14 protein-coding genes are annotated in these 22,753 nt (G+C 32.7%); 7 read left to right on the top strand and 7 right to left on the bottom strand.

Features of this window, described 5'->3' with window-relative positions:
* The 3 genes from JC605_RS03625 to JC605_RS03615 form a co-directional block, all read right to left on the bottom strand.
* Positions 1 to 489, bottom strand: a complete 489-nt coding sequence (locus tag JC605_RS03625) for a flavodoxin family protein (RefSeq protein WP_198854912.1) — start codon at positions 487 to 489, stop codon at positions 1 to 3.
* A gap of 7 nt (positions 490 to 496) precedes the next feature.
* On the bottom strand, positions 497 to 1,945 hold the full coding sequence (gene sufB, locus JC605_RS03620) for a Fe-S cluster assembly protein SufB (protein WP_198854911.1): 1,449 nt from the start codon (positions 1,943 to 1,945) through the stop codon (positions 497 to 499).
* 90 nt (positions 1,946 to 2,035) lie between these two features.
* Positions 2,036 to 2,365 (bottom strand): iron-sulfur cluster assembly accessory protein, encoded by a 330-nt coding sequence (locus JC605_RS03615; protein ID WP_026727150.1) that lies wholly within the window; start codon positions 2,363 to 2,365, stop codon positions 2,036 to 2,038.
* A gap of 321 nt (positions 2,366 to 2,686) precedes the next feature.
* Here JC605_RS03615 and JC605_RS03610 point away from each other — a divergent pair, with 321 nt between their 5' ends.
* A complete protein-coding gene (locus tag JC605_RS03610; RefSeq protein WP_198854910.1) occupies positions 2,687 to 3,607 on the top strand; it encodes a hypothetical protein in 921 nt (306 codons plus the stop codon).
* A 76-nt stretch (positions 3,608 to 3,683) separates the two neighbouring features.
* The gene (locus JC605_RS03605; RefSeq protein ID WP_198854909.1) at positions 3,684 to 4,541 is read left to right on the top strand and encodes an MBL fold metallo-hydrolase; all 858 of its coding nucleotides are present in this window, start codon (positions 3,684 to 3,686) and stop codon (positions 4,539 to 4,541) included.
* Between the two features lie 90 nt (positions 4,542 to 4,631).
* On the opposite strand, the gene JC605_RS03600 is transcribed toward JC605_RS03605, so the two are convergent.
* Together JC605_RS03600 and JC605_RS03595 are read right to left on the bottom strand one after the other, a co-directional pair.
* Positions 4,632 to 5,333, bottom strand: a complete 702-nt coding sequence (locus tag JC605_RS03600; RefSeq protein ID WP_198854908.1) for a hypothetical protein — start codon at positions 5,331 to 5,333, stop codon at positions 4,632 to 4,634.
* 3 nt (positions 5,334 to 5,336) lie between these two features.
* Positions 5,337 to 11,330: a T9SS type A sorting domain-containing protein gene (locus JC605_RS03595; protein WP_198854907.1), complete on the bottom strand. Its 5,994-nt coding sequence runs from the start codon at positions 11,328 to 11,330 to the stop codon at positions 5,337 to 5,339.
* A gap of 302 nt (positions 11,331 to 11,632) precedes the next feature.
* Between JC605_RS03595 and JC605_RS03590 the strand changes: the two genes are divergently transcribed.
* Together JC605_RS03590 and JC605_RS03585 are read left to right on the top strand one after the other, a co-directional pair.
* On the top strand, positions 11,633 to 13,267 hold the full coding sequence (locus JC605_RS03590; protein WP_198854906.1) for a S8 family peptidase: 1,635 nt from the start codon (positions 11,633 to 11,635) through the stop codon (positions 13,265 to 13,267).
* Between the two features lie 64 nt (positions 13,268 to 13,331).
* Complete coding sequence (locus JC605_RS03585) at positions 13,332 to 15,212, top strand: M1 family metallopeptidase (protein ID WP_198854905.1); 1,881 nt, start codon at positions 13,332 to 13,334, stop codon at positions 15,210 to 15,212.
* A gap of 87 nt (positions 15,213 to 15,299) precedes the next feature.
* Here JC605_RS03585 and JC605_RS03580 read toward each other — a convergent pair whose 3' ends face one another.
* Together JC605_RS03580 and JC605_RS03575 are read right to left on the bottom strand one after the other, a co-directional pair.
* Positions 15,300 to 16,496, bottom strand: coding sequence for a DUF418 domain-containing protein (locus JC605_RS03580; protein WP_198854904.1), 1,197 nt, complete (start codon positions 16,494 to 16,496; stop codon positions 15,300 to 15,302).
* A gap of 174 nt (positions 16,497 to 16,670) precedes the next feature.
* A complete protein-coding gene (locus JC605_RS03575; RefSeq protein ID WP_198854903.1) occupies positions 16,671 to 17,609 on the bottom strand; it encodes an L-threonine 3-dehydrogenase in 939 nt (312 codons plus the stop codon).
* Between the two features lie 311 nt (positions 17,610 to 17,920).
* Here JC605_RS03575 and JC605_RS03570 point away from each other — a divergent pair, with 311 nt between their 5' ends.
* The 3 genes from JC605_RS03570 to JC605_RS03560 all read left to right on the top strand — a co-directional run bounded on the left by JC605_RS03570 (position 17,921) and on the right by JC605_RS03560 (position 22,690).
* Positions 17,921 to 18,532: a hypothetical protein gene (locus tag JC605_RS03570; RefSeq protein ID WP_198854902.1), complete on the top strand. Its 612-nt coding sequence runs from the start codon at positions 17,921 to 17,923 to the stop codon at positions 18,530 to 18,532.
* Positions 18,525 to 21,890, top strand: coding sequence for a transcription-repair coupling factor (gene mfd, locus JC605_RS03565; RefSeq protein WP_198854901.1), 3,366 nt, complete (start codon positions 18,525 to 18,527; stop codon positions 21,888 to 21,890). Before JC605_RS03570 ends, mfd begins: the two co-directional genes overlap by 8 nt.
* Before the next feature lie 245 nt (positions 21,891 to 22,135).
* The gene (locus JC605_RS03560) at positions 22,136 to 22,690 is read left to right on the top strand and encodes a DUF5683 domain-containing protein (RefSeq protein ID WP_198854900.1); all 555 of its coding nucleotides are present in this window, start codon (positions 22,136 to 22,138) and stop codon (positions 22,688 to 22,690) included.
* Positions 22,691 to 22,753 lie beyond the last annotated feature (63 nt).

Raw genomic sequence — 22,753 nt, 5'->3', positions numbered from 1 at the left:
TTATATAAATGTCAATTCTATTTTTGTTTGTTGGTTTAGGGTGTCGGCATTAAAATGCGTGTGTCCTAAATATTCCATGCCTAAATAATCGGCTGATTTTTGAAACGGAATATAAAAACTTTCGTCAGTTTCATCATCGTGAGAATTTGATATCACTCCGATTTTTTTTCCTCTTAGTTTTCTTCCGGTTTCTTTTTCAATTCGGATTAAATCTGAAATCCTGTCGAAAAAGACCTTCATAATTCCGCTCATATTATACCAATAAATGGGCGTTGCAAAAATTAAAGTATCGTACTTTTCGATAATTCCTCTTATCAGAGGTAAAAAATCATCGCCTAAATTTTTGCTTTCGTAATCATAATGGGAAATATTATAATCACTTAAATTAACTACATCAATGTTGTGTTCTTTCGAAAGTTTATCTACAATTTTTGCTGTATTTCCGTTTTTTCTAGAAGAACCTAAAATGATGACTTTTTTATTTTGCATCTTCCAATTAACCTACAGATCCTTCTAAAGAAATCTCTAATAATTTTTGAGCTTCAACAGCAAATTCCATTGGCAGTTTGTTCAAGACATCTTTACTGAAACCGTTTACAATTAAGGCAATCGCTTTTTCGGTTGGAATACCTCTTTGGTTGCAATAGAAAACCTGATCTTCTCCAATTTTACTTGTAGTTGCTTCGTGCTCAATTTTTGCAGATGGATTTTTACTTTCGATATAAGGAAAAGTATGTGCACCGCAATTGTTACCCATTAACAATGAGTCACATTGAGAAAAGTTTCTTGCATTCTCAGCTCTTGGAGAGATTTGCACTAAACCACGGTAGCTATTTTGTGATTTTCCAGCCGAGATACCTTTAGAAATAATAGTCGATTTAGTATTTTTTCCTAAATGGATCATTTTTGTTCCAGTATCAGCTTGTTGGAAATTATTTGTTACAGCAATAGAATAAAATTCTCCTACCGAATTATCTCCTTTTAATACACAAGAAGGATATTTCCAAGTTACAGCAGAACCTGTTTCAACCTGCGTCCAAGAAATTTTAGCGTTTGTTTCGCATAAACCTCTTTTAGTTACGAAGTTGTAAACTCCACCTTTTCCTTCTTTGTTTCCTGGGAACCAGTTTTGAACGGTAGAATATTTAATTTCTGCATCATCCAAAGCGATCAATTCAACCACAGCAGCGTGTAATTGATTTTCGTCACGGCTTGGAGCAGTACATCCTTCAAGGTAAGAAACGTAACTTCCTTCATCGGCAATAACTAGAGTTCTTTCGAATTGCCCAGTTCCTGCTTGATTGATTCTGAAATACGTTGAAAGTTCCATTGGGCATTTTACGCCTTTCGGAATATAACAGAAACTTCCGTCAGAGAAAACCGCTGAGTTTAACGCTGCGTAGAAGTTGTCTTTTTGAGGTACAACAGTTCCTAAATATTTTTTTACTAATTCAGGATGTTCTTTAATAGCTTCAGAAATTGGACAGAAAATAATCCCTTTTTCTGCCAAAGTTTTCTTGAAAGTTGTAGCTACAGAAACAGAATCGACAACAATATCCATAGCGACATTGTTCATCATTTTTTGCTCGTCAACAGAAATTCCAAGTTTTTTATACATCTCTAATAATTCTGGATCAACATCGTCCAAAGTTTTATTAGGATCTACTTGTTTTGGAGCTGAATAATAAGAAATCGCCTGAAAATCTGGTTTTTCGTAATGTACGTTTGCCCATTCTGGTTCGATCATTTCTTTCCAAGCGCGGAAAGCTTCGATACGCCATTCGGTCATCCATTCAGGTTCTTCTTTTTTAAGCGAAATAGCTCTCACGATTTCTTCGTTTAAGCCAATAGGGAAAGTTTCAGATTCTATATTAGTATAAAATCCGTACTCATATTCTTTAGTTTCCAGTTCGATTTTTAAATCGTCTTCGGTGTATTTGCTCATTATATTTTTAATGTTGTCTTAAAGTTTTTAAAGTCCAAAGTTTAAAAGTCGTTGAGAGTCTTTGCAGACTTTATGACTTTCGTCTTTTGACTATAAAGAGAATGATTCTCCACATCCGCAAGTTCTGCTTGCGTTAGGATTATTGAAAACAAATCCTTTTCCGTTTAATCCGCCAGAAAATTCTAAAATTGTTCCAGCTAAATAAAGGAATGATTTTTTTTCAACAGCAATTTGTATGTCGTTGTCAACGAATATTTTATCGTCATCTCCTTTGGTTTTGTCAAATTTTAAATCGTAAGACAAACCAGAGCATCCACCACTTTTTACGCCTACTCTTACGTAGTCGTGCGCGGCGTCAAAACCATCATCAGTCATCAAATCGATGATTTTCTTTTTGGCAGTATCAGAAACTTTTATCATTGTTCTTAGATGTTTGTTTTTAATGAACATTTTTTGGTCTGTAATGAATTTAGTACAGATTTAAAACGCTAATTTTCAATGTTAAATAGAAATTATCTGCAAAGATACGACTTAAAAACCTTTTTCCATAACGGTTCACATTATTATAACAAATGTGAAAATAGATAATACTTATTTTGATAAAATAGGAATCAAAATTAGAAAAGAATAATTGTTTTTCAATCGAGCTGCAAATATCGCTCCTAAATGTTAAAAAACAAGTATTTCTACTGATTATAGTCGTTTTTTATTCAATATTTTTGCAGAAAATTAGGAGTAATTATGAAAAAACAAAATGAAATAAAGTGGTTTAAACCTTTGTTTGCTATGATTTTTGTTTTAGGAGTAGGTGCTGTGGTTTTGGTTTTTAGCAGTGAACCTGAAAAGAATGATAGTGGAGCTAAAGAAGAAAGTATTGCCAATATAATCTCTTCTGGAAGCAAAGAAACAGATGTGCAGAAGAATATTTTAGATTCTTTAAATACATTAAAAATGGCTTATGATGAGGCTATTTTAGAAAAAACAGCTTTGTCTAAAGAATTAGAATTAGAGCGTAAGAATGTTGAAAATTTGATGGCGATTATTAAAGCTTCAAATAATCCTTCGACTGAGCAGATTAGAATTTATCGAAATCAGCTTTCAGATCTGAATACTTCCTTAGAAAACAGGGTTCAGGAAATTAAAAAATTAAAATCTCAGAATAAAAGTTTGCTGACAGAGATTGAAAGCCAAAATGTTGTCATGTATAAGCAAAAAGCAGAAAATGACACTTTGATTTCAAAACAAAAAACATTAGAATCGACTTTAAAAGATGCTTCAAAATTGTATTTAAGTAATTTTAAAGTTGTTGCACTTCGCGAAAAAAGCTCTGGAGCCGAATTGGAAACAACCAAAGCAAAGAATACAAAAAAGCTTAAGGCTAGTTTCACGCTAAACGGAAATGCAGTAGCAAAGCCAGGAAAGAGAGTTTTTTATGTTCAGGTTTTAGATCAGAAAAATACGGTTATGGGCGATAATAAGCTGATTGAATTTGGAAATGATAAAGCACTTGTTTACAGTTTTATTGTTAGCACGGACTTTCAAGGAAAATCTCTGAATGCTTATGGAATTCTAAATGCAGACCAATTTAAGAAAGGAACTTATTTTGTGAATTATTTTGATAAGCAGGAAATAATGGGAAGTACTTCGATTACATTAGAATAATCTGAAGTTTTTAACCTTAAATTTTAGTAAAAGGAGTTTGAATTTTCTAGCTTTGTTCTTTTAGAAAATCATTCTCATGAAACTTTACCCAATAGAATCTGGAAATTTTAAGTTAGATGGAGGCGCAATGTTTGGCGTTGTTCCTAAAACAATTTGGAATAAAACCAATCCTGCAGATGCCAATAATCTTATTGATATTGCTGCACGCTGTTTATTAATTGAAGATGGAAATCGTCTTATCTTAATTGATACTGGAATGGGCGACAAGCAATCAGAAAAATTCTTTGGATATTATTCGCTTTGGGGTTCACATTCTTTAGATAAATCCCTAGCAAAATATGGTTTCAATCGTGATGATGTTACAGATGTTTTTATGACGCATCTTCATTTTGATCATTGCGGAGGAAGTGTTCAATGGAATTCGGATAAAACAGGTTACGAGCCGGCTTTTAAAAATGCTAAATTCTGGACAAACGAAAATCATTGGGAATGGGCAACGAAACCAAACGCTAGAGAAAAAGCTTCTTTCTTGTCTGAAAATATTCTGCCAATGCAAGAAAGCGGACAATTGAATTTTGTTGAAAGGCCAGATTCTGATTTTGGTTTTTCGAAAGAATTAGGTTTCGATATTTACTATGTTGATGGACATACCGAAAAACAGATGATTCCACATATCAAATATCAAGATAAAACGATTGTTTTTTGCGCCGATTTGTTGGCTACAGCCGGACATATTCCGCTTCCTTATGTTATGGGATACGATACAAGACCGTTGCTGACAATGCCAGAAAAGGCAAAATTTTTAAATGTGGCGGCAGATAATAATCATTATTTGTTTTTAGAACACGATGCCCACAATCAAATCATAACTGTGGAACATACCGAAAAAGGTGTTCGATTAAAAGAGGTTTTTACCTGCGAAGAAATTCTTTAAAAATAGATCATTTACAAAAAATAAAAAATCCCATTTTCAGTATTTAGAAAATGGGACTTTTTTATCTTTAACTAATTGTAATTCTTAAGTTTAGTTGGTTTTAAATTTCCAAACTTGGCCTACGGTTTCGCCACCTTTATTGTCTTTGACCGTTACTTGCCAGTAATATTGTTTTCCTGGTTCTATTGTAACATCAACAGTTTTTTCAGATTTGCTATCACTTACTTTTTCAGTTGGCGGATTTGCCGTTCCGAAATAAACGTCATAGGTAAGTACATCTGCTGTATCAACATCTGATGCATTCCATTGCAAACTTGCAGTTGTTGTGCTCAAAGCAACATTCATTTCTGGAGAAATTAACGCCGGAGCAAAAGGCAAATGATTGACAACAGCGACACCAGCAGTATAAAATTTAAAAGTGGAAGAATAAGCACTAGACAGACCTTTACTGTCTGTTGCTTTTACTCTCCAGTAATAAGCCGTGTTTTTGTCTAAAGCTAAAGCGCTTGTTGAAAGAGACGAATTATCCAACGTACTCACAATTTGACTAAATGCATTGTCTTTTGCAATTTGAATCTGATAAACAATAGCATCTTTTTGTTCGTCAGTTGAAGCATTCCACTGAAAAGAAACATTATTGTCTAAACATAATTTATTATCTGCAGGAAGGCTTAATACTGGCACTGTAGGAGCTGTATTTACTACTGGCGGAGTGACAGGATCATCTCCACCTCCGCTTCCGCAGGCTGCAAATACTAAACAGATTATTGAAAGATATATAGAATTCTTCATTTTTTATTTTTTTATGATTTTAACGTATTCTGGAGTGTCTAAATTGATTTTGGCAGCATAAATTCCTGAAGGTAATTTTTCAAGATTTAAAAGAGCTTTTCCGCTTTCAATATTATAAGTTCCGTGAGAAACTAATTGACCGCCAAAATTGTACAATTCAATTGCAATTTCAGTTTTAGTACTTGGAATTTCGATTTCAATAGTTCCTGTAGTAGGGTTAGGGTAAGCTGCAAGTATAGTTCCTAGTTCATACGAAGTAACTTTTTTAGCAAAAACACCTTCACAAGCTTTGGCAGTAGCCACTTCGACTAATGCTGCTTTGTCTAGAGAAACTGTAAAATTCTTGTCTGTTGTCTGGAATTGCTCTGCGCCATCAATAAATACTGTAAAAGGAGCAGTTCCTTCTGTAATTTCAACTTCTACATTCTTAGCAGATACATTAGATTTTCCTGTAATTGTTGCACCTTTTTGAATGGTTACATTAAAGTTTTGCTCAAAAATCATGTCAGGAATAGTAATCTTAATTTTGTAAACGCCTGGAGTTAATGCAGTAACTTTTAGAGCATTATCTGTAAAGGTATAAGGCTTGTCGTTTATCATTGCATTGTAAGCAAAAGAAGCTTTTCCGACAATGCTAATCTCTCCATTATTTTCGCCTAAACAAGATTCTCCTTTAGTTTCTACAGTAAAGTTGTTTGAAGCTAAAACTAATTCGCCAGTACATTCTGTGTTATATTTAGCAATTGCATCTTTGTTACTAGACCAATTTGAATTTGAATAAGCAACATCATCAACAAGAATGCAATATAATTGCGAGTTACCAGTAAGAGATAGATTGTAATTTTTAATCAAAGTATTTTTTCCATTTCTTAAATCCAAACTTGTTAATTGGTTATCATTTGCATAAAGACCAACCAAAGCTGTGTTTTTTGAGATGTCTAAAGTTTTTAATTGATTTTTCGAAACATCTAACGAAGTAATGGCTGTATTTGGGGAAACATCAATAGTATTTAATTTGTTATTAGAAACTTCCAGGACAAGCAATCCGGTATTTCTAGAAACGTCAATCGTACTAAGTTGATTGTAACTTGCCAATAATGATGTTAAAGCATTTAGATTAGATACATTTAGGTTTTCAATCTTATTGCTAGTAATTCTTATCCCTTTTAGAAGCGGATTTTTAGAAAAATCTAAAGAAGTTAGCTGATTATTATAAACATCTATTTTTGTCAGATTTATGTTTGTGCTAAGATCTAAAGTGTTTAACTGATTATTACCAGCATCTAAACTTGTTAATGCGGTATTTTTAGAAATATTCAAACTAGTCAAATTGTTTCTGTAAATACTTAAAGTTTTTAAAGCTGTATTTTTAGAAACATCTACACTGGTTAGTTCATTATAATATGCTGCTACGTTTGTTAAATTTATATTAGCAGATAAATCTAAAGAAGTTAATTTATTATTTGATAAGTTAACGTCTTCCAAGTTTACGTTTTTAGATAAATCTACAGAAGTTAAATTGGCAGAAGAACAGTATAAAGTTGCTAAAGATTTAAAGGCTTGAATACCTGTTAAATCAGATACTTTTAGGTTGGTGTCGGTAAGATCTAAGTATGTTATTTTCTCAATACTTGAAGTTAAAACTTTTCCATTTTCGCCATCTTTATCAATGTTTTTGGCAATTAATAATTTTTCAAAATTTGGATCAGGAATTAAAGTGAACTTTCCGTTTAGCGGACAAGCTTCAGTAGAGTATGTTGCAGTTGCATCTTTTGCGATCCATTTATCGTTTGAGAATGCAGCATCATCTACTTGAATACAAAGCAAGTTTGGATTTTGTGTGAAATTTCCAAAAATCACTCTTTCCATATTAACATTGTTTCCGTTTTTCAAGTTTAAGTTGTATAGCTCATTACTTGCACAGTCAATTTCTTTTAAAGCTGTGTTTTTAGAAACATCTAAACTTTCCAATTTATTAATGCTTGCGCTTAATACCGTTAACTTACTATTTCTAAAAGGATTTAAAGCAGTAAGAGCATTATTGCTGCAATTTAAATTTGTTAATTGATAAAGATAAGAAAGGTCTAATGTTGTAATGTTATTATTACTGCAATTCAAATCACTTAAAAAGCTGCTCTGAGAAAGATTTAAAGTTGCAATACTATTTGCGCTACAGTCTACGGTAGCTAATAAGTAATTTGCAGAAATATCTAAAGAAGTCAATTGGTTTTTGCTAACATTTAAATTGGTCAGCGATGTATTTTTCGAAATATTAATAGCTGTCAATTTGTTGTCTGAAGCTTCTAAGGAAGTTAAGGCCTTAAAATCTTGTAATCCTGTTAAGTCAGAAATATTGCTTTTTGATACATTTAGAGAAGTTAAACTATCAATATTGTAAGTGGCAACTTTTCCGTTTGGACCATCTTTGTCAATTCCAAGAGCGATTAATTTATTTTCAAAATTAGCGTCAGGAATTAGTGTAAAAGGTTCTGCGTCTGGACAAGCATCAGATGAGTAAACTGTAGTAGCATCTTTTAGTTTGCTCCAATTTGCATTAGAAAAATCTACATCGTCAACCTGAATACATTTTAAAGAAGGGTTATTTACGAAGCTGGAATAATAAGCTGTATTAATCAAATTGTTTGCACCATTTTTAATATTTAGTTTGAACAATTTATTATTAGGAGCATTTATATATGCTAATTTAGTGTTTTTAGATAAATCTAAAGTTGTTATTCTATTATCAGAACATAATATTTGAGTTAGTAATACATTGTTCGAAACATCTAAAGAAGTTAGCAAATTGCCATAAATAGATAAAGAACTCAATTTAGTATTTGCAGCTAAATTAATATCTGTCAATTGATTATAACTCGCAGATAAATCGGTTAGTTTAGTGTTTTTAGAAATGTTTAAAGCAGTTAATTGATTGCTGTTAACATTTAAGCTTCCTAATTCTAAATTCCCAGAAACATCTAACGTTGTTAATTGGTTGTCTCTGATAGTTACGGACCATAATCGAGTATTGTTTGATAAATCAATTGATGTTAATTTATTAGTAGCAAGATTTAAAACAATCAATTCGGTATTTTTAGAAAGGTCAACAGTTGTAAGATTATTATCATTTGCCTCTAATGAAATTAGAGATCTAAAGTCTTGAATACCTGTTAGGTCAGAAATTTTATTATTGCTATCATTTAAACTCAAACTATTTAAATTTGAAATATTTAAAGTGCGCACTTTTCCGTTTTCACCATCTGTGTCTAAACCTTTAGCAATTAATATTCTTTCAAAAGCTAAGTCAGGAATTAAAGTTTGCTGTTCGTTTAAAGGGCAAGCTTGAGTTGAATAATTTGCAGTTGCATCTTTTGCGATCCAGTTTGCTTCAGAAAAGGCAGCATCATCGACTTCGATACAAGCTAAATGAGGATTTTCGGTGAAATTTCCAAAAATCATACGTTGCATGTTTGCATTGTTGCCATTCTTTAAATTAAGATTGTGCAGGTTATTAGAAGCTGCGTCTACCTCTTTTAGAATGGTATTTTTAGAAAGATCTAAACTTACTATTTTATTAAAACTTACACTTAGATTGGTTAGTTTTGTGTTTTTTGATACGTTTAAATCAAAAAGATTATTGTTGTTAGCTTTAAGCTGCGTTAAAAGAGTATTTTTTTCAACATTTAGTGCTGTCAAATTATTTTTAGAGCAGTCTAACGAAGTTAAAGACGTAAAATCTTCAATTCCCTTTAGATCTTTAATATTGCTGTTAGATACATTTAAAGATGTAACGTTAAGGATATCAGAAGTTAAAACTTTTCCATTTTTGCCATCTTTATCAATTCCTTGTAAAATTAATGCCTCTTCAAAATTCGCGTCAGGAATTGCGGTATATGCCAATACAACATCGCAAGAAGTAGAATAGCTAGCGTTGCTATCTTTCAATCCTGACCAGTTCGCATTAGAATAGTCAACATCATCAACTTCAATACAACTTAATTTATTACTTATAAAACCTCTGTAATTACTTGTGTTAGTTATGAAATTTTTATTATTACCATTTTTAACGTTCAAATAAATTAAGTTATTATTATAACCACAAGTAAATTTTGTTAGTACAGTATTTTTAGATACATCTAAAGATCTTATGTCGTTTTGATCGACATTAAGAGTTAATAACTGTAAGTTTTTAGAAACATCTAATAATTTCAAATCGTTAAGTTCTGCATTTAAAACTTGTAAATTAGGATTGTTCGTAACGTCTAACGTTTTAAGCCTGTTATAATAACAGTAAAGTTCTTGCAGTGCAGTATTATTAGAAACGTTTATTCCCGTTAAAGGATTTTCGATAGTATTTAACATCTTTAAAGCGATGTTTTTTGTAACATTTAGCTCGCTTATTGAGTTTCTTGAAATGGATAAATTTTCTAAAGCTAAATTTGAGCTAACATCAATTTTTGTAAGCTTATTACTATTTAAATCTAAATCCTTAAGATTTACGTTTTTAGACACATTAATTTCAGACAAATTAGTAAATCTGCTTGCAAAAGACGTCAGTTGAGTAAAAGGGGATAGATCAATTTTATTAATAGCAGTAGATCCTCCACTTGTTGAAAGATCTAATTTTTTTAGATTTTCAAAATATTCTAAACCTGTCAAATCGGTTACAGTAGTGATATTTAAGTATAAGGTTTCGGTAGCTAAAACTTTAGATTTTATAACCTTACCATCAACTACACCATCAACATTATTAGCTATTAAAACTTTCTCAAGTTCTGGATCTGGTATTAAAAGATACTCAGGAGTTTGGCAAACTGTCGAGAAAGCAACATTATTTGGTTTGTATGAGCTCCAATTGGTGTCAGAATAAGCAACATCATCAACTAAAATACAATATAAACTTGGAGTGTATGTTAAGTTTAATTTTTTAAGTAAAGTATTGTTTCCATTTTGAAGATTTAAGGTTTCAAGCCTACTATTATCTTGACAATACAAGGTATTCAAAAGTGTGTTTTTACTCAGATCCAATGATGTCAGAAGGTTTCTGTTTGCATACAGATATTGTAAATTTGTATTTGTAGAAAGATCTAGACTGCTTAATTGATTTTCATAGCAGTATAGGTCTATTAAGTTTGTAAGATTAGAAAGATTTAAACTCGTAATTTGGTTGTTACCGCAAAACAAATTTATAAGTTTAGTGTTTTTAGAAACATTCAAACTTGTTATAGTACCATTTGAATCACATCTCAATGTCGTTAATTCTAAATTGTTAGATACATCTAATGATGTCAATTTATTTGACATAGTATATAATTGAGTTAAAGAGGTAAAATCTTCAATACCTGTTAAATCAGTAATATCAGAACTTGAAACATCCAATATGGTTATCGAATTGATATCATTAGTTAGTACTTTCCCATCAGCAACTCCAGAATCAATACCTAAAGCGATCAATTTATTTTCAAAATTCACATCAGGGATTTTCGTGTATTGTTCTGTTCCTTCTACATATACCTGAACATGGTCTATTAAAACAGAAAAAGGAGCACTATCAAAACTAAAAGTAGAAATAGATAAATCGTAAGAAAGATTTGCATCTGGAGTAAAAGTTGCTTCCTTCTCGGTCCACGAATTATTAGTCGCAAAAGTACTTGTAGATAAGGTACTAGAACTTCCGTTTTGTGAAATATTTAATGCAATAGGATGGGTTCCATCATAATTATTATCTACATACTTGTATTTGAACTTAATCTTATACGTAACGCCTGCCTGTAACGGAACTTGCGTCGTAATTTTAGGGGAAGCACTTACATAAGACAATTCTGCACTAAATGATCCATTATAACTGGTCAAATTGCGAGTAACATTGTTTGCTATGGTCCAGCCTATGATTGAAGGGCCAGTTCCCCAAGATTCTAGTCCTCCGTTGGAAACTAGATTGGTTTGTGCGTAAGTAGAAAAAGTTGCCAGAAACAGCAATAAGAGTAGTTTTGCTTTCATAGAAAAAATTTAGAATTCAGTCGCGCAATTATAAGATAATTAAAGTAATAATCTTTACGGGAAGCCGTAAGCAATATATTTTTTGTTGATTTTTTCATCATTCAGCAACAAATACATGCAAAAAATATATTTTTAGTTTATCAAACCCCTAGTTCTAATGGTTTGATTCGTAAATGTTTGCAAATCGTATAGTTTTGAGTAATTTTCGTCAAAATTTCATAACACATTGTTAACAGTTAGTTTTTTGTAACAAAAAAGCATAATTTAGACCCATCTTTTAACTTTACTTATAATATAGATACATGAGTCATATAAAACCTCTTAAATTATCTGCTTTTGCACTACTTGTTTTAGCAGGATGTAGCGCTACAGTTCAAGCGCAGGTTTCTACTTCAAAAGAGTTTATTACAGCACCTACAACAGTTGTAAAAAAAGCTCCTCTTAGCGAAAACGAATTAAAAAGATGGAGCCATCTTGATTTGATAAAAGACTCAATTCCAGGAATGAGCGTTGATAGAGCTTATGCTGAACTATTACAAGGTAAAAAAGGGCAGAAAGTAATTGTAGGAATCGTAGACTCTGGTGTAGATATCGAGCACGAAGACTTACAAGGAATGATTTGGACTAATAAAAAAGAAATTCCAGGAAACGGAATCGATGATGATAAAAACGGATTTATCGATGATGTTCATGGATGGAATTTTCTTGGAGATGCTGTTCACGAAAATCTAGAATTGACTCGCATCGTAAAAAAAGCCGATGATGGTTCTCCAGAATACAAAGCTGCTTTAGCAGAATATACTAAAAAGTATGAAGAGGCTCTTCAAGACAAACAGCAAGCAGATTTTTTACTTGATGTTCATAATACAATTAAAAAAGAACTTAATAAATCAGACTATAAACTCGAAGATTTAAGCGCAATTACTTCAACAGATCCAAAAGTGGCAAGAAGTAAAGCAATTATGACTCAGATTTTTACTAATGCAGGGCCAACTTTTGATCCAGAATCTGAATTGACTGAATACAGCGAGCAAGTTGAAGATCAGTTAAAATACAATTTAAACAAAGATTACGACGGAAGAAAAATCGTAGGAGATAATCCAGAAGATATTAAAAACAACCATTATGGAAATAATGTTGTTTTTGGTCCAGACAAAGAAAAAGCACTTCACGGAACTCACGTTGCCGGAATTATTGCTCAAATTAGAGGAAATAATTTAGGAGGAGACGGAGTAGCAAATAACGTTGAAATTTTGACTGTTAGAGCCGTGCCAGACGGAGATGAGTACGATAAAGATATTGCTTTAGCCATTCGTTACGCAGTAGATAACGGAGCAAAAGTAATTAACGGAAGTTTCGGAAAAAGCTTCTCTCCACACAAAGAATGGGTTTATGATGCTATTAAATATGCAGAAAAGAAAGACGTTTTAATTGTTCATGCTGCAGGTAACGATGGTTATAATATTGACGAAATAAAAAACATCAATTATCCAAACGACTCTAAAGACAATGTAAAAGAATTTGCAAGTAATTTAATTACAATTGGAGCGATTAATAAATCATACGGAGAAAATGTTGTAGCTTCATTTTCAAACTTCGGAAAAATAAACGTAGACGTTTTTGCTCCAGGTGAAGAAATTTATGCAACAGTTCCAAACAATAAATACAAATACTTACAAGGAACATCAATGGCATCTCCAAATGCAGCAGGTGTTGCGGCGTTAATTCGTTCTTACTATCCAAAATTAAAAGCGGCTCAAGTTAAAAAGATTTTAATGGACTCTGGAGTTGCCCTTCCTTCAATGGTTGTTTTAGGGAAAAGCGAAAATCCTAACGAAAAAACACCGGCCGTTTCTTCTGTAGAATCATCAAAAACAGCAAAGATGGTAAATGCTTACAATGCTTTATTAATGGCAGAAAAGATGTCTAAAAAATAAACTATAATAAACGATTAATCCAATGGAAGGGCTAACGCTCTTCCATTTTCTATTACATATAAACATGCGAAAAATTATTTTACTTTCTTTCCTAAGCTTAGGCTTTAACTCGGCTTTTGCACAAAGCGCTCCATATTGGCAGCAGCACGCTGACTATAAAATGGAGGTTTCGATGGATGTAAAAAACTATCAGTACAAAGGAAAACAAGAATTGGTATATACCAATAATTCTCCTGATACGTTGAAAAAAGTATTCTATCATTTATATCCAAATGCCTTTCAGCCAGGAAGCGAAATGGATGCACGCCTTCATTTTATTAAAGATCCAGACGGAAGAATGGTAAACAAAGTTAAAGGAGCCGACGGAAAAGAAATAAAACAAAGCCGTATTGAAACTTTAAAACCAAACGAAACAGGTTATCTAAAAATTACAAACTTCAAACAAGATGGTGCTGTAGCTCAAACTAGAGTTTCTGGAACAATCTTAGAAGTAACTTTGGCTAAACCAATTTTGCCAAATTCTAAAACAACTTTTACATTAGATTTTGACGGACAAGTTCCAGTTCAAATTCGCCGTTCTGGAAGAAACAATTCTGAAGGAGTAGAACTTTCTATGTCACAATGGTATCCAAAACTAGCCGAATTTGATTTCGAAGGATGGCATGCAGATCCGTATATCGCAAGAGAATTTCATGGAGTTTGGGGTAATTTTGATGTAAAAATTACAATCGATAAAGACTACACAATTGGAGGCTCTGGATATTTACAAGACAAAAATTCTATAGGACATGGTTACCAAGATGAAGGTGTAACTGTTACATATCCTAAAAAAGCAAAAACGCTTACTTGGCATTTTATCGCGCCAAATGTTCACGATTTTACTTGGGCTGCAGATAAAGAATACAATCATGATATTGTAAAAGGACCAAACGGTGTAGATTTGCATTTCTTTTACAAAAACAACGAAAAAACAACTGCAAACTGGAAACAGTTAGAGCCTTTAATGGTTAAAGTAATGGAATATTACAACCAAAGAGTTGGTGCATATCCATACAAACAATACTCATTTATTCAAGGCGGAGACGGCGGAATGGAGTACGCAATGTGTACTTTAATGCTAGGAAACGGAACTCTTGAAGGAATTTTAGGAACTGCAACGCACGAATTAGGACACTCTTGGTTCCAGCATATTTTAGCTTCAAACGAATCAAAACATCCTTGGATGGATGAAGGTTTTACAACGTACATAGAAGATAGTGCTTTGAATGAATTAAAAGGAGATAAAAAAGAGGCAAACCCTTTTGTAGGGAATTATAAAGCGTATTACAGTTTAGTAAATTCTGGAAAAGAACAGCCACAAACTACTCACGGAGATCGTTATGATGAAAACCGTCCGTACAGTATTTCTTCTTATGTTAAAGGAAGCCTTTTCCTTTCTCAATTAGAATATGTAATCGGAAAAGAGAATGTTGATGCAACTTTAAAAAGATATTTCAACGATTTTAAATTCAAACACCCAACTCCAAACGATATCAAAAGAACAGCAGAAAGAGTTTCTGGAGCTGAGTTAGATTGGTATTTAGTTGATTGGACACAAACTACAAATACTATTGATTACGGAATTAAAGACGTGGTAGATAATGCAGGAAAAACAACAATTTCTTTAGAAAGAATTGGAAGAATGCCAATGCCTATCGATTTAAAAGTTGATTATACAGACGGAACATCTGAGACATTCTATATTCCGTTAAGAATGATGAACTTCATCAAACCAAATCCAAACCCGAACGAAAAAAGAACAGTATTAGAAGACTGGGCTTGGGCACAACAAAACTATAGTTTTACAATTGAGAAGAACAAGACGTCAATCAAAAAAATCACGATCGATCCAAGCGGATTAATGGCTGATGTAAAACAAACAAATAACGTTTTTGAAGTGAAGTAAATCTCTCTTTTAGACATAAAAAAAGCCCTTAAAACTAAATTTAAGGGCTTTTCTTTTATAATCAAGTTTATTCCAGTTTTCTAGTTTTTATACCATTTTCATATCTGCAACAACCTCTGGTTGTGCTTTTTTAAACGGAACCCATTCTCTGTAACTAGCAGATCTCCATAACCATTCAATTGGTCCATAATTGTATTTTGAAAGCCACCATTTGCTAATGAATAGTTGAATTATAAAGACAGAAATAGCAAGGAAAAAGTAAAACCAATACGGCATTGAATCTGCAATTCCGAATCCGATTCCAGAGAAAATAATACCTGCCAATATATTTTGAGTCATATAATTGGTCAATGTCATTTTTCCGCCTGCGCTAAAATAGCTGAAAACCGTTTTTAATTTGCCATTGATATACAAAAGACAAATTCCAGTTGATATAAAAATCATCGTACTTAAAACCAGCCAGTAAAGCGGGTGGAAGATTTTTAGAAATTCTACTTTGTATATTATTATCATATTAAATGCAATTCCGATAATGACAGCCAATGCAAAACTAACAACACAGATATTTTTTAAAAGTCCTTTTAATTCTCTTAAGCGATTGAAAAAGTTTAGTTTTTGAAGTAAGAAACCAAAAAGCATACAACCCAACATTACATAATGGGCAGTAATAGCATAACCAGGAATAATAATTTGCTCGTAAAATGAAGCTAACAAGTTAAATCTAAAAAAGTCAATCCAATTTCCAGAATGATATAGTTTTAGATATTCAGGATTTGATGCAATTACAGGATGCTCAATTTTAAAACCATTTACATAAGCCATTACAAAAGGAACTGTAAGTACAATTACACCAGAAATAATAGCTAAAGTTTTGGCAGAACATCTATAAAAAAGCAATAATACAAGTCCTAAAAAGGCATAATCTTTTAAAATGTCGCCCAGCCAAAAAGCAGAATTAATAAATGCTAAAATAAATAGCAAAAACATTCGCCAAGCAAAAAAAGCGATAGGATTTTTTCCTTTAGAAGCCACGTTATTAATTAAAATGGCAAATCCGAAGCCAAATAAAAGAGTTAATAATGTCCAAGATTTTGCCGCAAATAAATAGCGGTTAATGTATAGAAGAATTTCAGAGAAAGTACTATGTTTAATTTCTTTCTCTATACCGATGTACAGGAAATCTAAATAATTTCCAATTGCTACGCCCAATATGGCCCAGCCCCGAAGTATGTCGACAATTGCAGTTCTTTTGCTCTGCTCGACAGGATGATAAGAATTTGTCATTTGATTGATGATTTTGTTGTGATTTGATTGATGATTTTAGAATAAACTTGATTAATGTTTAACGTTATCAAAAGTAGAGAAATTATGTATTGAATATTTTTTCTTATAATAAATTTCACAAAAAAAGCGTGTCATTCTGAAATAACACGCTTTTAAAATCTTATCGTTTTTAGATTATGCCAAATGATCTAGCATATCTTTTGTCATAGTTTCTAAATCAAATTTATGATTCCATCCCCAGTCTTCTCTAGCAGAAGAATCGTCAATGCTTGCCGGCCAGCTGTCTGCAATCTTTTGACGGAAATCTGGATTATAAGTAATTTCAAATTCTGGAATATGTTTTTTGATTTCTGCAGCAATTTCGGTTGGAGTAAAACTCATAGCAGCCAAATTGTACGAAGAATGTATTTTGATTTCCTCAACCGGTGCTTTCATAATATTAATTGTTGCATCAATTGCATCATCCATGTACATCATTGGCATTTTGGTTTCAGATGACAAAAAGCACTCGTATTTTTTATCAGCAATAGCTTTATAGAAAATATCAACTGCATAATCTGTAGTTCCGCCGCCTGGAGGAGTAGACCAGCTAATTAAACCAGGATAACGAATACTGCGAACATCAACACCATAAATATTATGATAATATTCGCACCATCTTTCACCTGCTTGTTTACTGATTCCGTAAACCGTAGAAGGTTCCATTACGGTATATTGAGGCGTATTTTCTTTTGGAGTTGTTGGTCCAAAAACAGCAATGCTTGAAGGCCAGAAAATCTTCTGAATCTTTTTGGCTTTAGCTAAATTCAAAACATGAAAAAGTGAATTCATATTCAAATCCCAAGCAAAAGCTGGATTTTTCTCCGCAGTTGCCGATAAAAGTGCAGCCATCAGATATACATCGGTAATTTTATGCACTTCTACCAAATGTTCGATCTGATTAAAATCTAAAGCATTGACCACTTCAAAAGGTCCCGAATTCACGACATCAGTATTTAATTTTCGAATGTCAGAAGCAATTACATTTTCTGTTCCGTATATTTTGCGCAGCTTTTGAGTCAGCTCCGTTCCGATCTGTCCGCAAGCGCCAATGATCAATATTTTTGGATTCATTTTCTCATGATTTTTAGATAGACAAATATAACGTTTTCGTAATCAAATGCGTTTTTTTGGAGTATAAATTATTAATTCAATAATTTAAAAGTTTTTTTGTTGGATTATTCACTTTTACAGGGGTGTGTCTTTGTGCCTTTTTATTTTCTGAAATAAAGTTCATTTTTTAAGAGGATAAAACAGAAAAAAGCGTCTTAATTAACGTCAGCAAAGACGAAAAAAATAACCTTGATTTATAGAATCTTTAGCATAAAAACAGAATTCATAATTGTAAATTTACTTCGTAACTTTGCAGCCTAACATTTTAATAAATGAAATACAAAATATCTCTTTTTCTGCTTTTGACAACTGTATTGTTTTCTTGCCAAAATGAAAATGAAAAACGCCTTGCGGAAAATGCAAAAGAGGCAAAAAAGAAAGAAGCTATTTTTAACAATATAAATAAAGGCTGGACTTTTCTAGACGAGCCTATTAATGAAATTTCAGAATCACAATTGAATTCATGGACAGAATGGCGCGAGTTTATAAAAGAAATTGGAGAAAAGCCTAGAAAAACCATTGGTGCGTTTCAGAAAAAATCGACTGCGATTTCTAAGAAAGCAATGGCTTTAAACAATAATATTCCGGCTCAATTCAATCAACCACAGATTAAAAGCCGTATTTCTATTTTGATTACCAAAATTAAAATGCTGGATTTATTTATTCATTTGAGCACCATTCCAGATGATAAAGTGGTGTTTTTGATACAAGAAATCAATAAAGAGCTGATTTCGTTAGAAAGACAAATGGACAAAATTGTTGAGAGAGCTAAGATTCCGAAAGAAGAAGGAGAAGCCGATTTTCTTAAAATGTTAGACACAACGCGCGCAATTCCAAGTTCTGCTCCGCCAATAGATCAAAATAATATACAGAAAGTTGAGTAAAAACGCCTTATATACTACATACGATAATCTGCCAAAAGCACAGCAGATTGCATCAAGTTTACTGGAAGGAAACCAAGTAAAAATGAATATCAGCGGATTATTAGGATCTGCTGTTTCATTTATTATACGTTCTGTTTTCAAGAAAACAGAATTGCCTTTTCTAATTGTTTTAGACAACAAAGAAGAAGCGGCTTATTATCTAAACGATCTCGAGCAAATGATTGGAGAACAAGATGTATTGTTTTATCCAGCGTCATTTCGCCGTCCGTACCAGATTGATGAAACCGATAATGCCAATGTTCTGCTTCGCGCTGAGGTTTTAAATCGAATTAACTCAAGAAAAAAACCAGCCGTAATTGTTACGTATCCTGAAGCACTTTTTGAAAAAGTAGTTACGAGAAGAGAACTTGATAAAAACACGCTGAAAGTGGCGCTGAACGATAAAATTTCAATTGATTTTATCAACGAAGTTTTATTCGAATACGAATTTAAAAGAGTAGATTTTATTACAGAACCTGGCGAATTTTCGGTTCGTGGAGGAATTGTCGATGTATTCTCTTTTTCAAACGATCACCCATACAGAATTGAGTTTTTTGGAAACGAAGTAGATAGCATAAGAACTTTTGATGTTGAAACGCAGTTATCTGTAGAAACGCATAAAAAAATCACGATTATCCCAAATGTTGAAAATAAACTTTTTCAGGAAAACCGTGAGAGTTTCTTAGATTATATTGCCGAAAAAACAGTTGTTTTCATTCAAAATACCGAAGGACTTTTTAGTCAATTAGACAAACAATTTGCAAGAGCAGAAGAAGCTTTTGAGAAATTGTCGAAAGAAATAAAACATGCTACGCCAGAACAATTATTTTTAAATCAGGCGTCATTTATAAAAAGATCTTTGGATTTTTCAGTTGTAGAATTGGCTTCAAGACCAGTTTATAAAACAACTAAGAAATTCGAATTTCATATTCAGCCTCAGCCATCTTTCAATAAACAATTTGATTTATTGCTGAATAATTTAAGCGACAATCATTTTAACGGATATGTCAATTATCTGTTTTGTTCGAATGATACTCAGGCAAAACGTTTTCATGATATTTTTGAAAGTTTAGACGAAGCCAATTCAGAAAATATCAGAAAGCAATATCATACGATTGTATTGCCTTTATACCAAGGTTTTATTGATGAAGAAAATCAAATAACAGCTTATACCGATCACCAGATTTTTGAGCGTTATCATAAATTCAATATTAAAAACGGGTATTCGAAAAAACAGAATATCACGCTTAAAGAATTAACTGCACTTTCGGTTGGCGATTATGTAACGCATATCGATCACGGAATTGGAAAATTCGGCGGCTTGCAGAAAATTCAAGTCGAAGGCAAAACGCAAGAAGCCATTAAATTGGTTTATGCCGATAATGATATTGTGTATGTGAGCATTCACTCGCTTCATAAAATTTCAAAATACAACGGAAAAGACGGAACGCCTCCGAAAATATATAAACTAGGATCGAACGCTTGGAAAGTTTTAAAACAGAAAACAAAAGCCCGTGTAAAACATATTGCGTTCAACTTGATTCAGTTGTATGCAAAACGTCGTTTAGAAAAAGGTTTTCAATTTGCGCCGGATAGTTATCTTCAAAATGAATTAGAAAGTTCATTTATTTACGAAGATACGCCAGATCAAACCAAATCGACAGCAGAAGTAAAAGCCGATATGGAAAGTGATCGTCCAATGGATCGTTTGGTCTGCGGTGATGTTGGTTTTGGAAAAACAGAAGTTGCGATTCGTGCTGCTTTTAAAGCGGTTGATAATAGTAAGCAAGTTGCCGTTTTAGTTCCGACAACCATTTTGGCTTACCAACATTATAGAACTTTCTCAGAGCGTTTAAAAGATATGCCGGTTTCAATTGGCTACTTAAACCGATTCAGAACGGCAAAACAAAAAACACAAACGCTAAAAGATTTAGCCGAAGGAAAACTGGATATAGTTATTGGAACGCATCAGTTAGTAAACAAAAATGTAGTTTTTAAAGACTTAGGATTATTGATTGTTGATGAGGAACAAAAGTTTGGTGTTAACGTAAAAGATAAACTGAAAACTATTGCTGCGAATGTTGATACGCTGACTTTGACAGCAACGCCAATTCCGAGAACTTTACAGTTTTCGTTAATGGCGGCTCGAGATTTATCGGTAATTACAACGCCTCCGCCAAATAGATATCCGATTGAAACGAATGTGGTTGGTTTTAATGAAGAAATTATCCGTGATGCGATTTCGTATGAAATTCAAAGAAACGGACAGGTTTTCTTTATCAATAATAGAATCGAAAATATTAAAGAAGTGGCCGGAATGATTCAGCGTTTGGTTCCAAATGCGAGAGTCGGAATTGGTCACGGACAAATGGACGGCGCGAAACTCGAAGAACTGATGTTAGGTTTCATGAACGGAGATTTTGATGTTTTGGTGGCAACTACAATCATCGAAAGTGGTTTGGACGTTCCAAATGCGAACACCATTTTCATCAATAATGCCAATAATTTTGGATTGTCAGATTTGCATCAAATGCGCGGGCGTGTTGGCCGAAGCAATAAAAAAGCATTTTGTTATTTCATCTGTCCACCATATTCGTCGATGACTGAAGATGCGAGAAAACGTATTCAGGCTTTGGAACAATTCAGCGAATTAGGAAGCGGTTTCAACATTGCGATGAAAGATTTGGAGATTCGTGGAGCAGGAGATTTATTAGGTGGAGAACAAAGCGGTTTCATTAATGAAATTGGTTTTGATACGTACCAAAAAATCATGAATGAAGCGATTGAAGAATTGAAGGAAAACGAATTCAAAGATTTGTATCCTGAAGAAAATGATATTGACACCAAAGAATATGTAAAAGATATTCAAATTGATGCCGATTTCGAATTATTATTCCCAGACGAATATATTAATAACGTTTCAGAACGTTTGGTTTTATATAACGAATTAGGTGCAATAAAAGATGAAGCTGGATTACAAGAATTTGAGAAAAAACTAATTGACCGTTTCGGACCATTGCCAAAACCTGCTGTTGCTTTATTAAACAGCATCAGAATTAAATGGATTGCAACAAAAGTTGGAATCGAGAAATTAGTTCTGAAACAAGGCAAAATGATCGGTTATTTTGTCTCGGATCAGCAGTCTGATTATTATCAATCGGTGAAGTTTAGGAATGTCTTGAATTTTGTTCAAAAGCATAGTAATCTCTGCAAAATGAAAGAAAAACAAACCGTAAACGGATTACGTTTGTTATTGACTTTTGAAAATGTGAAGTCGATAAAACGTGCGCTGGAGTTGATGGAATTGTTTGAGGAGTAAAAATAAAGTTTGCCACGAATTGAACCAATTCACACGAATTTTTTTGCCACAGATTAAAAAGATTATGAAGATTAAAAAAATCATTTAAATCCTTTTAATCTGTGGCAATAATTGTTTTAAAAAATTCGTGTGAATTCGTGAAATTGGTGGCAAATAAAAAAATTAAGCTTTCTTTATCTTTTATTTAAGAAAAATCTTAGAACTAAAAAGTTTTCTTTGAGTCAAATTTTCAAAGACAACTTTATATGCAGAACCAATTTATTCTCCTTTTTCTATTCTTAGGATTAACTACAATCTTCGCTCAGGGAAAAAATAAAAACATTTTAAATGATTCTCTAAAATCGGAAACCATTGACCCGCTTCGTCCTGCAAAGGCTGCATTTTATTCGGCTGTTTTACCAGGTTTAGGTCAGATCTACAATAAAAAATATTGGAAACTTCCTTTAGTTTATGGAGCAATAGGTACAAGTGCATATTTGTACATTGATAATCAGAAAAGCTACAATTTGTACAGAGATGAATATAAAAACAGATTGGAAGGAAAAAAAAGTGATTCGGAATTTTTGGCTGGTTTAAGCGAAAGCCAATTAATTACGGCCCAAAAAGGCTATCAGAGAAACAGAGATTTATCGGCTCTGTTTATGATTGGTTTTTATGTTTTAAACATTATAGATGCTAATGTTGATGCAGCTTTATCTCAATTTAATGTAGATGAAAGATTAGCGTTTAAACCTGCAATCATAAAAAATGATATCAATTTAAAGAATGATTTTGGAGTTGCTCTGAATTATTCGTTTTAAAAAAAGATTCGCCACGAATTCCACAAATTTCCACGAATTCTTTTTTTGCCACAGATTTAAATG

The sequence above is a fragment of the Flavobacterium sp. IB48 genome, from assembly GCF_016405855.1.
Taxonomy (GTDB): Bacteria; Bacteroidota; Bacteroidia; order Flavobacteriales; family Flavobacteriaceae; genus Flavobacterium; species Flavobacterium ginsengisoli.
Note: the sequence above shows the minus strand (reverse complement) of the source record. Positions and strands in the feature narration are given on the sequence as shown.